The organism is Halorubrum sp. BV1, assembly GCF_000746205.1.
Classification (GTDB): Archaea; Halobacteriota; Halobacteria; order Halobacteriales; family Haloferacaceae; genus Halorubrum.
The window spans coordinates 333,309-345,391 of record NZ_JQKV01000001.1 but is presented as its reverse complement, the minus strand read 5'-3'; the positions used below and the strand labels follow the sequence as shown (position 1 = coordinate 345,391).

General features: G+C 67.7%; 12 protein-coding genes and 2 pseudogenes. 8 read left to right on the top strand and 6 right to left on the bottom strand.

The window, feature by feature from the left end; genetic code table 11:
* Positions 1-17: 17 nt before the first annotated feature.
* Together EP28_RS01710 and EP28_RS01705 are read right to left on the bottom strand one after the other, a co-directional pair.
* Positions 18-518 carry a metal-dependent hydrolase gene (locus EP28_RS01710; RefSeq protein WP_049982279.1) on the bottom strand — a complete coding sequence of 167 codons (501 nt, stop codon included), beginning with the start codon at positions 516-518 and terminating at the stop codon, positions 18-20.
* A gap of 97 nt (positions 519-615) precedes the next feature.
* Positions 616-1,587, bottom strand: a complete 972-nt coding sequence (locus EP28_RS01705; RefSeq protein ID WP_049982278.1) for a phosphoadenosine phosphosulfate reductase family protein — start codon at positions 1,585-1,587, stop codon at positions 616-618.
* A 212-nt stretch (positions 1,588-1,799) separates the two neighbouring features.
* On the opposite strand from EP28_RS01705, the gene EP28_RS01700 reads away from it, so the two are divergent.
* Positions 1,800-3,143 carry an alkaline phosphatase family protein gene (locus tag EP28_RS01700; protein WP_049982277.1) on the top strand — a complete coding sequence of 448 codons (1,344 nt, stop codon included), beginning with the start codon at positions 1,800-1,802 and terminating at the stop codon, positions 3,141-3,143.
* A gap of 104 nt (positions 3,144-3,247) precedes the next feature.
* On the opposite strand, the gene EP28_RS01695 is transcribed toward EP28_RS01700, so the two are convergent.
* Both EP28_RS01695 and aglM read right to left on the bottom strand, forming a co-directional pair.
* Positions 3,248-4,156, bottom strand: coding sequence for a DUF7847 domain-containing protein (locus tag EP28_RS01695; protein WP_049982276.1), 909 nt, complete (start codon positions 4,154-4,156; stop codon positions 3,248-3,250).
* Between the two features lie 111 nt (positions 4,157-4,267).
* Positions 4,268-5,595 (bottom strand): annotated as a pseudogene (gene aglM, locus EP28_RS01690) (UDP-glucose 6-dehydrogenase AglM).
* Positions 5,596-5,684: 89 nt separating this feature from the next.
* On the opposite strand from aglM, the gene EP28_RS01685 reads away from it, so the two are divergent.
* The 5 genes and pseudogenes from EP28_RS01685 (at position 5,685) to EP28_RS01670 (ending at position 8,428) form a co-directional block, all read left to right on the top strand.
* The gene (locus EP28_RS01685) at positions 5,685-6,269 is read left to right on the top strand and encodes a TIGR04206 family protein (protein ID WP_080506019.1); all 585 of its coding nucleotides are present in this window, start codon (positions 5,685-5,687) and stop codon (positions 6,267-6,269) included.
* 103 nt (positions 6,270-6,372) lie between these two features.
* A pseudogene (locus EP28_RS13585) lies at positions 6,373-6,935 on the top strand (ZIP family metal transporter).
* A 75-nt stretch (positions 6,936-7,010) separates the two neighbouring features.
* Positions 7,011-7,544 (top strand): hypothetical protein, encoded by a 534-nt coding sequence (locus tag EP28_RS01680; RefSeq protein WP_049982275.1) that lies wholly within the window; start codon positions 7,011-7,013, stop codon positions 7,542-7,544.
* The gene (locus EP28_RS01675) at positions 7,544-8,125 is read left to right on the top strand and encodes a hypothetical protein (protein WP_049982274.1); all 582 of its coding nucleotides are present in this window, start codon (positions 7,544-7,546) and stop codon (positions 8,123-8,125) included. The genes EP28_RS01680 and EP28_RS01675 overlap by 1 nt, the downstream gene beginning before the upstream one ends.
* A 93-nt stretch (positions 8,126-8,218) precedes the next feature.
* Complete coding sequence (locus tag EP28_RS01670) at positions 8,219-8,428, top strand: hypothetical protein (RefSeq protein WP_049982273.1); 210 nt, start codon at positions 8,219-8,221, stop codon at positions 8,426-8,428.
* 228 nt (positions 8,429-8,656) lie between these two features.
* Here the strand turns inward: EP28_RS01670 and aroC are convergent, their stop codons facing one another.
* Positions 8,657-9,844 carry a chorismate synthase gene (gene aroC / locus EP28_RS01665; protein ID WP_049982272.1) on the bottom strand — a complete coding sequence of 396 codons (1,188 nt, stop codon included), beginning with the start codon at positions 9,842-9,844 and terminating at the stop codon, positions 8,657-8,659.
* A 118-nt stretch (positions 9,845-9,962) separates the two neighbouring features.
* Between aroC and EP28_RS01660 the strand changes: the two genes are divergently transcribed.
* A complete protein-coding gene (locus EP28_RS01660; RefSeq protein WP_049982271.1) occupies positions 9,963-10,184 on the top strand; it encodes a hypothetical protein in 222 nt (73 codons plus the stop codon).
* A 115-nt stretch (positions 10,185-10,299) separates the two neighbouring features.
* Positions 10,300-11,073: an enoyl-CoA hydratase/isomerase family protein gene (locus tag EP28_RS01655; protein WP_049982270.1), complete on the top strand. Its 774-nt coding sequence runs from the start codon at positions 10,300-10,302 to the stop codon at positions 11,071-11,073.
* A 165-nt stretch (positions 11,074-11,238) separates the two neighbouring features.
* Here the strand turns inward: EP28_RS01655 and EP28_RS01650 are convergent, their stop codons facing one another.
* A complete protein-coding gene (locus EP28_RS01650) occupies positions 11,239-12,027 on the bottom strand; it encodes an SDR family oxidoreductase (protein ID WP_049982269.1) in 789 nt (262 codons plus the stop codon).
* Positions 12,028-12,083: the final 56 nt, after the last annotated feature.

Below are 12,083 nucleotides of genomic sequence, written 5' to 3'. Positions count from 1 at the left end.
CGGAGTGCGACCCGCGGTCAGAGTCCGAGACCGGCCGCGGCCTCGGAGGCCGCCGACAGGTCGAGATCGAGCGTGACGACGTAAGTGTGAAGCGCCCAGAAAATCGCGAGTTCGACTGCGGTGACGACGACTGTGACGAGGTCCGCGTACTTGCTGCTCGTCGTCACGCCCGACGGGAGCCCGTACTCCGCGTCCGAAAGCGGGTGAAACAGCGCGATGCCGCGCCGGCTTCCGACCACGTCGAGCACGTAGTGTGTCAACACGCCGATCCAGACGTACTGGAGGTTGCCGAACACGATCGGGTACGCGAGGAAGATCCCGAGCACGGGCAGGCTGTGGAGGGTCTTCCGGTGGCGACCGAACGCGGTGTCGACGTCGGGGAACAGCGCGCCCAAGACGATCGGGACGGTGATCTGTGCCGTCGTTCGCGCCGTGGCCGCGTCGAGCCCGGGTTCGATGACGATCCCGAGCCCGAGCGCGAGCAAGAGCGCGTTGAGAACGTGGCCGCGTTTGTTCATATCTCGCGGTCGGCGGGGCGATAAGTGAAGCCACCGGATCGGTACCGGCCGCCGACCCGGAGTCACGCCGTCGGCGAGCGCGTGCGTCCGGCCGCGACTACATGTAGCCGAGGTCGCGCAGGCGCTCCATCAGGTCCTCCTTGTCCTGGGCGCGGCCGGCGCGTTCGGTCGTGTCTTCGAGGTTCTGGAGCCACGCGGGCTCCTCCGTCGTCTTCTCCGTACTGACCTCGCTGCCGAGCGAGCGGAACCCGGCGAAGTACTTCGGCGAGATGGGGATGTCCGCCTGGGTGACCCCCTCGGGCAGGTCGTCGTCGGCCTGCGGAATGTACCCCTCGTCGGGGAACGCCTCGACGGTGTCGGGGACGACGTACCCCCAGAACGCCTCCCACACGTCGGCCTCGGCGAACTGCAGGATGGGCTGGATGCGGTCGTGCGGCGGGAAGAGATCGGGGTCGTGGCGCGGCGAAAAGAACGTCTCGTCGGCGCGCGCTTCCTGTTCGTCCCAGCGCACGCCGGAGATGACGCCGTCGATGTCGTGCTCCTCTAAGGCGTCGTTGAGCGCGACCGTCTTCAGGAGATGGTTCCCGACGTACGTGTCCAAGAGGAACGGGAACGTGTCCTCCTCGTACTCTAAGATGTCGCGGATGTGGTGTTGGTTGTGCTCGGAGAGCGCGTCGACGGGGATGTCGTCGCCCGGCTCTAACCCGTGTTCGTCGACGTACGCGCCGACGTCCTCGTTACGCGCGTACACCAGTTCGATGTCCCACTCGTCTGCCCAGTGTTCGACGAAGTCGGTGATCGAATCGAAGTGCTGGTAGTGGTCGATAAAGACCGCGGTCGGTTTCTCGTACCCGTACTCGTCGGCCACCTGATTGATGAAGTACAGCGTCAGCGTGGAGTCTTTTCCCCCCGTCCACATCACCGCCGGGTTGTCGTACTCTTCGAGGCCGCGGCGGGTGACCTCGACCGCCTTCTCGATTTTGTGCTGTAGCGACGGGTAGTCGGACGGGTCTTCGCCCTCGCCGTCGTCGTACTCGACGTCGACGCTCGCCGGGAAGTCATCGCTCATACGCCGGATATGTCTTCGCCGAGGTGAATAGGCCTTCTGAATCGGCCGCGATTGCCACCCGACGGCGACGACGGCGGGTGTCGCCACGGATCCGGGGCGGCGGCCGCCGTCGCCGCCGCTCCGATTCCGCGGTAGTTCCTGCCGGATCGACGGTGACGCGGCGTGAATCGCCAGAGCACAAGCGATATGTCGACGGGAGTGAACCCCGTTGTATGGGACTGTTCGATCGGCTCCGCGGTGACGACGACGAGCGCGTTGTCTTCCTCGGGATCGACGGCGTACCGCTCGACCTCGTCGAGGACCACCCCGACGTCTTCGAGAATCTGACTGACATCGCCGAGACGGGCTCGGCGGGGCGACTGGAGAGCATCGTCCCGCCGGAGTCGAGCGCGTGCTGGCCGAGCCTCACGACCGGCGTCAACCCCGGCGAGACGGGCGTGTACGGCTTCCAAGACCGCGAGGTCGGCTCCTACGAGACGTACGTGCCGATGGGCCAACACGTGAAGGCGACTCGACTGTGGGACCGCGTCACCGACGCCGGCCGCGACGCGACCGTGCTCAACGTCCCGGTCACGTTCCCGCCGTCGACGCGGATCCAGCGACAGGTGTCCGGGTTCCTCTCGCCCGACCTCGAATCGGCGTCGAGCGACGAGTCCGTCCGGCGGACCTTGGACGGGCTCGACTACCAGATCGACGTCAACGCCAAGCTCGGGCACGACGACGACAAATCAGCGTTCATCGAGAACGCCCACGAGACGCTAGACGCCCGCTATTCGGCCTTCTCGCACTACCTCGCCGAGGACGACTGGGACCTGTTTTTCGGCGTGTTTATGAGCACCGACCGGGTGAACCACTTCCTCTACGGCGACTACGCGACCGACGGCGAGTACAGCGCAGAGTTCGTAGAGTTCTACCGGACGCTCGACGAGTACATCGGCGAGATCCGGGAGACGCTCGACGACGACACCACTCTGCTCGTCGCCTCCGACCACGGGTTCACCCGGCTCGAATGGGAGGTGAACTGCAATCAGTTCCTCGCCGAGGAGGGATGGCTCACTTACGACGGCGACGACCACGACGCGCTGGCGGACATCGGCGACGACGCGCGCGCCTACTCGCTGATTCCCGGCCGGTTTTACCTCAATCTGGAGGGCCGCGAGCCGAACGGTTCGGTCCCGAACTCCGAGTACGAGGCGACGCGCGAGGAGCTTATCGACGACCTCGAATCGCTCACCGGCCCCGACGGCCGGCAGGTCTGCAAGCGGATCGTGAAAGGCGAGACCGTTTTCGACGGCGACCACGACGAGATCGCGCCCGACCTCGTCGTCATCCCCGCCGACGGGTTCGATCTTAAATCCGGATTCTCGGGGAAAGAGGCCGTCTTCACCGAAGGGCCGCGAAACGGGATGCACAAGTTCGAGAACTCGCTTCTGTACGCGACCGATCCCGACCTCGACGTCGATGGCGCGAACCTCTTCGACGTGACGCCGACGATCCTCGATCTCATGGGTGTCGACGTCGACGACGCGTTCGACGGCGAGAGCCTGCTGGCGTAGCCGGAGCCTGTCGCGTAGTTTGACTCAGAACTGTGTCGCCCGCACGACGCGGACGCGGGTCGCGACGGGTCGTTTCCAGCGTGTCTCGGCGACCCGACCACGGATTACGCCGACCCCGAGAGCGACCGGTAGAACGCCACCGAGTAAGTCCCGTAGAACGCGCCCATGACACCGACGACGACGAGGTACACGACGAGACCGACCGCGGCGACGGCGGGCGACAGCGCCGGGAGCAGCTCGGCGGCGGGGTTTCCGTCTGCCATTCCGCCGCCGAACGCGACCGCGGCGATCGACGACGAGAGGGCGGCGACGCCGCCGAAGATGGTTCCGCCGACGAAGAGAACGATCGTGTACCCGAGGGCACTGACAACGTTGTGCCGGACGAGGCTGGCGCTGCGACGGAACCCGGCCACGAGGTCGGTCCCGTCGAGGACGACGGCGTGCGCGTAAAACTGGACGAAGAACGTCACGAGGAAGTACACGAGCAGGAGTCCGAGTCCGACGATCGCGGCCGCGGCGAGAATGGTGGGGTCGGCACCGAACCCGCTCGCTCCCGCCGCGACACCGCCTGTGCCCGCGGTCGGCCCCGTACCCATCGACATCGCGCTTCCTGCCGCGGTGCTCTCGGCCGCGGTGTACGCGCCGCCGAGGACGACGGCCATGGCACCGAAGAAGGCGAGGAACCCGAACGCGAAGTTCAACGCGAGGAGGACCAGATATCCGAGAAGCAGGGGGACGTAGTGTTCCTTGCCGACGCGCAGGAAGGTTCCGAGCCGGGTGTGACCGGTGACCGCCTCGTCGGACATTCCGAGGAAGCCGCCCTGAGCGAAGGGGAGACCGAGGACGAACACGCCGAACAGACCGATCGATACGGCGAGAGAGAGCACCGGCATGGACGGCGGCACGAGGAGGTTGGGAAGCTGTGCGACGGCGAAGAGCGCCGCGACGACCACGAGAATCGGGTTCCGAACGATACCACCGACTGCCGGCCGCAGCGATTGGAGGGCTGCCATACCCGACCACACAGAGCGGTGATATATAAAATCGGAGGGAAGCGACGGACCATTTCCGTCGGCGGCCCGCTACCGGAGCGGCCGCGCGTTACTAACCACGTCGGCCGCGCGCTACCAGGTTAGCCCCTCGTACGCGATCCCCTCGCGGCGTTGTATCACCCGCCGACCGTCGACCACGACCGGTGCGTCCGAGCCGTCCGGGGCCGCCATCGCGTCGAACGCGTCGTTGAGCGCCGCGAACTCGTCCCAATCGGTGACGACGAGCGCGGCGACCGCCCCGTCGAGCGCGGCCGCGGCCGAGTCGGCGTACTCGATCGCTCCCGTCTCGAAGCGGTCGCGACGGGGTCGTAGCCGACGACGGTCGCGCCGAGCGACAGGAGGCCCTCGATGACCGGAATCGCTCGGGAGCTGCGCACGTCGTCGGTGCCGGGTTTGAACGCGAGTCCGAGCACCGCGACGCGCTCGCCGGTGACGTCGGCGTGGCCGTCGAGCAAGTCGAGCATGCGCTCCGGCTGGCCGTCGTTCACCGTGACGGCCGCGTCGAGCAGCGCGGGCTCGTACCCCGCCTCGCGAGCCGCCGCGCGGATGGCGTCGACGTCTTTGGGGAAGCAACTCCCGCCCCAGCCGACCCCCGAGCGCAGGAACCGCTCCCCGATTCGGTCGTCGAGGCCGATCGCGTCGGCCACCTCGTAGGCGTCGATCCCGAACTGCTTGCAGATGTTCCCGAGGTCGTTCACCAGCGATATCTTCGCGGCGAGGAAGGCGTTGTTGGCGTACTTGATCATCACGGCCGTCTCGGGATCCGTCCGGATGATCGGCACGTCGTCGTCGGTCGCGGCCACGAGCGGTTCGTACAGGGCGTCTAGTCGGTCGACAGCCCACGCGGAGTCGGTCCCGAACACGAGCTTGTCGGGGTGCTGGAAATCGTCGACAGCAGACCCCTCGCGGAGGAACTCGGGATTCGTGCCCAGTTCGACGCGGTCGGAGACGCCTCCCGCCCCCTCGCGGAGCGCCTCTCGTATCTCGGTCACTCCCGGCGGCGTGACCGTGCTCTTGACGACGACGAGGTGACAGTCCGGCGCGGTGGCGGTGGGAGTCGCCGCCGATCCCCCGGCTATCGCCTCGCCGGTCATCTCGGCGGCCGCGGTGAGTCCGGAAAGGTCGATGCTGCCGTCTGCGTTCGATGGGGTGCCGATCGCCAGGAACGTCACGTCGGCGTCGGGGACGCTGTCGTACTCGGTGGTCGCCCGGAGGCGGTCACCCGCGTGTTCGGCGAGCAGGTCGTCGAGGCCCGGCTCGTGGATCGCTGCGCGGCCGTCGTTGAGCGCCGCGACAACGTCCGGATCGATGTCGACCGCGGTCACGTCGTGGCCCGCGTCCGCGAGGCAGGCCGCGAGGGTTGTTCCGACGTAGCCGCTGCCGACGACGGTGACTCGCATACCGGACGCACCGCCGCCGGAGACAAAGAGCGTTGCGCGTCGCTTCCCACTCCGGACCATACTTATCCGCAGACGCCCGAGACGAGACCATGCCTTCCGGTTCGTCACCCGCCGGCAACTCCGGTGAGTCCGACGCCGCTCGCTTCCGTGCGTTGGGTCCGCTCGCGTGTGCGCTGGGTCCGCTCGCGGATGCGCTCTTCGTCGTTGCCCTCCTCGTGGTTCCGATGGCCGTGGTTCCCGGAGACGGCGTCACCGTCGTGAGCCTCTGGGGATTCCTCACCGTCACCGAGGTCGGCGGCGGCGTAGACGGCACCGACATTCTCGGCGGCGTCGGCGGCTACCCTGTGTGGCGCTACTTCCTCGATCAGCCGCGGGCGTTCTCGACGCTCCCGCCGTCGATCCGCGCGTGGCCGCTCGCGGTAGGATTTCACCTCCTCGCCGCGGGGAGCGCGCTCTCCGGAATCGCGTGCGGGCGCGAAGACCGCCGTGTCACCGGGGGACTCCTGGTGCTCGCCGCGGGCGCGTCGCTGTGGGTGTCGACCGGCCTCGCGCTGCGGTTCGGCGTCGGGACGACGGCGGGATGGCTCACCGTGATCCCGGTCGGCGCGCTCGCAACCGTCGCCGTCGCCGTCGCCGCGTACGGCCGTGACCTCCGCGGGATAGTCGAGGCGTGACGCGACCGACGAGCGACGGAGGCAGCGAAACCGGCGGAGCGTGACGCAAACCGTCTGCAGCCGTGGCAGCGATTTTTAAACAGATGCCGCACAACCCGGAGGCATGACGGACCTCGCCGGCGTGGCTTCGGGAAGCGGCATCGCGGGCGTCGCGACGGGGCTCGGTGCGCTGCCCGTGTTCGTGCGGGACCGCGTCACTCACGGCGTGTACGACACCCCGCTCGGGATCGCGCCGGACTGATGGTCGCGGCCAGCGTCTTCGGGTGGTCACCCCGGGAAGGGAGGAGGAGACGCTCGCCGCGGTGATGGCGGGACTGCTCGTCGGCGGTGCGATCACCCTTCACAACGGCCCGAGGGGCTGGCTATCGACGTCGCGTTCGCGGTGCCGATGGCGGAGACTGGGATGTCGAACCTCCGAGTGATCTGGTACACGGCGCTCGCCGGGATCGTCCCGCAGGTGATCGCGTCCGCCTTCGGATTCCTTCTCGTCCCGGTCGCGACGGCCTGTTTTCGGTCGCCTCGGGGTTCGCCGCGGGCACGATGCTCGCCGTCGTGTTCCGAGAACTGATCCCCCTCTCGCACGGCCACGGGCACGCCGACGCCGCGACCGAGGCCTTCCTCGTTGGATTCGTAATCCTCGTCGTCGACGCGGTCGTGGTGGTGTGAGATCGGCTCGATCCGTTCCGTGTGCGACCGCCGTCGCCGATAGAATTTAGCGAGTTGGCCGCGTCGAACCGGCGTATGCTGGGTTCGACGGCCGGCGGACTGAGCGTCGAAGTGACCAGCGCACTCATCGGCGGCGGGGCGGGGGTGCTCGCGTACGGCCTCCTGAACTGGAACGAGCGTCGGATTCGTCGCGACCGGTTCAGGCGGTCGCTGATATTCGAAATTCGACACGTGGGCGAGGCGATCGAGCAGTTGGAAGTGGAGCTGTTTGGCGACGAGGGTGTTGAGCCCGAGACGGCCACGGTACGCGACGGCGCACTCTGCCGCGATGAGCTCCGAGCACGCCTGTCGACCGATCTGTTGGACGCCGAACTGCGCTCGATCGGAAAGCTCAGGACCACCGAGATCCGCCACGTGTATCGGTTTTACGAGGCCAGCCGGGTAATAGCTCGGCGGGTCGGCGAGGGGACGCTCGACCGAGGCGATACGACGCTTCACGACCAGATCGCTGTCGCACTCGACGCACGCGACAACGCCCTCGATAGCATCAGGCGCAGCCGCCTCTCCCGACTGACGGAGTGGTACAAAGACGTCGAGGCGAGGCGCTGATGGTGGACACACCGACTCGACTCGGGACACGCGCGGTCGCCGTCCTCGGCGCGGCGGTCGGGATCGTGATCCAGTACGCGCCGCCGTTCCGGTGGGCGACTGGCCCGCGATCCCGGTGGATCGAGCCGCTTCGCGCCCGGATGTCGCAGCTGCTCGGTGCCGCCTTCGACGACCGGGCCGGCCCGCGTTCCGTCACGGAGGCCGAGTACGCCGGAACCCTCGGCGGATCGCTTGAGGAGGTCGAGACGCTGCTGTGGAACCGTGGCTTTCGCCGCAACCCCCTGTCGCGACTCAAGACCCGCGATGGCGATCCGGAGGTCGGATCGTGGGTGTACCGACCGAGGCCGCTCGCCGAGCGGCAGCTCCACCTCATTCTGTTTCGCACCCAAGCGGGGAGAGACGCTGTCGACGTGTACGCACACGCCGAACCGTCGAGCGTCAACCCGTTCGTGGCGGCGGCGCACTTCGACGCCGCCGGACAGAACGTCGCCGAGGGCGTCGAACGGACGCGCAATCGGCTGCCGCTCGACGTGGTTCGGGAGACTCCCGACCCGCCCGAGGGTCCGTGGTCGGCCGCGTGATGGGCGGTTCGGAGTCCCAGAGTAGTCCGCGGCCGGTCGCCTCACGAGTGCGGCCGCGAAACGCTTTCGTCACCCCAGAGCGTGGCGTCGTCTATGTCCACGACCGTGTCGACGCCCGCGGCCGACGAGACGTGCGTCTACTGCGGGTCGCGGATATTCGAGCACGACCCGATATGCGTACGCGACTGCGAGGAGGACTGCGGCTCGCCCGCGTACTTCTGTAACTACGCCTGTCTGTCAGCGCACATCGACGAGAACGACCTCACCGCCGGGAACGCTTGCGAGTGGTCGCCGGAGAAGTGAGTCGGGTTGTCGGGGGGAGTGTGAGTCGGGCGGCGGGTCAGACGCAGGAACCGACGCGTCGCGGTCGCGGTCGACAACCGCACCTCACGCCTCCCCAGCCTCGGCCTCGGTGACCCGCCGGACCGGTCCGGCGGGTCCCCTCGGTCTCCCTCGCGCGGGCTCCGTCGCGCCCTATCGGGCGCTCCGAGGCGCGCGCCGAACGCGACTGTTGACGGTGCGTTGCGCTCGCTACGCGTTGTCCGGACTGCTCGGATGGTAGTCGGTGTCGTACTCGCCCGGTCTCCCGTCGACTCTGTCGGGGGTGATCCGGCCGGCGAGGAGCATGAAGTCGAGGACGGTGCAGTATAACATCGCCTCGACGACGGGGACGGCCCGCGGCGGGAGGACGGGGTCGTGTCGCCCGACGACCTGAACCGTCTTCTCCTCGCCCGTCTCCCAGTCGGCGGAGCGCTGCTTCTTCGGGATCGAGGTCGGCGCGTGCCACGTCGCCTCGCCGTAGATCGGCTCGCCAGTCGTGATGCCGCCCTGGAGCCCGCCGTGATCGTTGCCGACGGGGACGGGATCGCCCTCCTCGCTCTCGACGTGCTCGAACGACTCGCCGTCGTCGAACGTCCAGTCCTCGTTGCGGTCGCTTCCCGCCACGTCGACCGCGTCTTTGCCGAGCCCGAACTCGACGCCGGTCGTGGCCGGGATCGAGAACATCGCCTGCCCGAGCCGGCTTGGGAAGCCGTCGAAGCGCGGCGCGCCGAGCCCGCGGGGGACGCCCCGACACTCGAAGTAAATGGAGCCGCCGATGGAGTCGCCCGCCTCCTGGTACTCCTCTATCAGCTCCTGCATCTCGGCGGCCGCCTCGGGGTCGGCACACCGGACGTCGTTTTCCTCCGAGCGTTCGAGGATCCGATCGAAGCTCACCGCGTCGGCCTCGACGTCGCCGATCCGGTTCACGTGCGCTTTGATCTCCACGTCGTACTCGGAGGCGTCGAGCACCTGCTCTGCGACCGCGCCCGCGGCGACCCAGTTCACGGTCTCACGCGCCGAGGAGCGTCCACCGCCACCCCAGTTGCGCGTGCCGAACTTCGCGGAATAGGTGTAATCGCCGTGGGAGGGTCGCGGCGCGGTGACGTACGGTTCGTACTTCCCCGAGCGGGCGTCCTTGTTCTGGATCACCATTCCGATCGGCGTCCCGGTCGTGTAGCCGTCCTGCACGCCGGAGTTCACGGTCACCTCGTCGGGCTCGCCACGCGAGGTCGTGATCATCGACTGCCCCGGCTTGCGCCGGTCGAGCTGCGCCTGAATGGCCTCCTCGTCGAGTTCGACGCCCGCGGGAACGCCAGACACCGTCACACCCATCGCGTCGCCGTGGCTCTCCCCGTAGGTGGTCAACTGGAAGAGTCGACCGAACCGGTTTCCGTTCATACCCCTACGTGTCCCCGGGGGCATATATGGGTTGCAATCCGCGCAGCGGCGGGACGGTGTCCGCACGACCGACGGAGTGACCGACGATTGTTTATTAGTCGGCTGCGTTGGTCGGGTCGTGCGCGACCGCCTCACCTCTGATCTCGGCGTGTATGCTCTCTCCGGAGTGTTTTCACTCGTCGTGTTCGCCGTCGCGCTGACGGTGCTCTCGCGGACACTTCCGGGCGGACTCGGCTCCCGACAGCTCGTCGGCCTCGTGTTCGGCTACCTGCTCTTTACCGGCGCGTACACGGCAGCGTGGTTCATCTATACCGAGATCGACAGCCGCGAGGAACTCTGAGGCGCGAGCCGACGCGAGCGAAGGTGACCGCGACGCCGGGACCGCCGGCGCACCGCGCTCGGCCAGTGGGTTCCGGCTGGCGAACGGTTTTCCCCCTCCGCCGTGAGTCGCAGGCATGACGTGGGACACAATCACGCTCACCGTCGAGGACGGCGTCGCGACGCTGACCGTCGACCGCCCGGATCAGCTCAACGCCCTCACCGTCGACACGCTCGAAGCGATCGAAGCGGGGCTCGCAGAGGCCGCGGCCGAAGACGCTCGGGCGGTGATCCTCGCCGGTGCGGGCGAGGAGGCGTTCATCGCGGGCGCGGACATCTCGTACATGGTCGACCTGTCGACGCCGGAGGCGCAGGCGTACGCCGAACTCGGACACCGCGTCGCCGACACGATCGAGTCGTTCCCCGCGCCCGTGATCGCCGCGGTCGACGGCTACGCGCTCGGGGGCGGCTGTGAACTCGCGCTCGCCTGCGACCTCCGGGTCGCCGCCGACAGCGCCGTTTTCGGGCAGACCGAGATTGACCTCGGAATCATCCCGGGATGGGGCGGCACCCAGCGGCTGCCGGCGCTCGTCGGCGACGAGACGGCGCGTCGCCTGATCTTCCTCGGCGAGCGGATCGACGCCGACGCGGCCGCCGAGTGCGGCCTCGTCGGCGAGGTCGTCGCCGACGAGGCGTTCGACGACCGGGTCGACGAGTTAGCGGAGACGCTGGCAGCGCAGTCGGCGACGGCGATGCGCGCCGCAAAAGAGGCGCTGAACGCGGCCGACGACGGTCCGACCCCAACGGGACTCGCCGTGGAGCGCCGCGCGTGGTCGGGACTGTTCGGCACGCACGATCAGCGTGAGGGAATGCAGGCGTTCTTAGCGAAGCGCGACCCGTCGTTCGAGTGACCGACACACACTCAAAAATATGATACGTTGGTGGAATCATACAATTTCATTAATATCATGCAGTGACGGATCGGCCGATACACAATCGCGTCGTGTTCGACCGTTCGCGACCGGCCGTGAAACCCTGTTCAGACTGACATCCGAAGACGCGGGTTGTCGCGCCCGCTAGAGGTTCGACTGCGTCGACCCGCCGTCGATGGGGAGGGCGGCACCGTTGACGTATCCCGACTTCGGCGAAGAGAGGAACGCGACGGTGTTGCCGAGTTCCATCGGGTCGCCGACGCGTTCGAGCGGGTTCTGTGCCCACTCGTCGAGCCCCTCCTCGTAGGAGTCGTACTCGCCGCGTTCGAGCGCGGCGTTGACAAGGTTCTCGATACGAGCGGTTTCGTGTGAACCGGGAAGCACGGCGTTCGCCCGCACGTCGGGCGCGAACTCCTTCGAGAGCGTCTTTTCGAGACCGATGACGCCCATGCGGACGGAGTTCGAGAGGACGAGACTGTCGATCGCCTCCTTGACGCTGCTCGACGTGATCGTGACGATCGTTCCGCCGTCGCCCTCGCTGAGGTACGGCTCGGCCTCGCGGGCGAGCCGCACGACGCTCATCACCAGCAGCTCGTACGCGTCCTCCCAGTCGTCGTCGTCGGTGTCGAGGAACGCCCCGGACGGCGGACCGCCCGCACTGGTGACGAGGTGATCGATGGTCCCGAACTCGTCGACGGTCCGCTCGACGAGCGTCTCGATGTCGTCGGGGTCGGTCAGATCGCCGGACTGCGCGACGACTTCTCCCGATGCGACCGCCTCGACCTCTTCGAGCGCTTCGGCGAGTCGGTCCTCGTCGCGACCGTTGATGACGACGTTGGCTCCCTCGCGAGCGAGCGCCTTCGCCGACGCCTTGCCGAGTCCGCTTGACGATGCGGTGACGAGCGCCGCGTTGCCGTCGATAGCTAGATCCATGTCGGTTCAACTGTCTGGAGTTGGGCGGGAAAGCGTTTCCATACAGGCAAATCGGC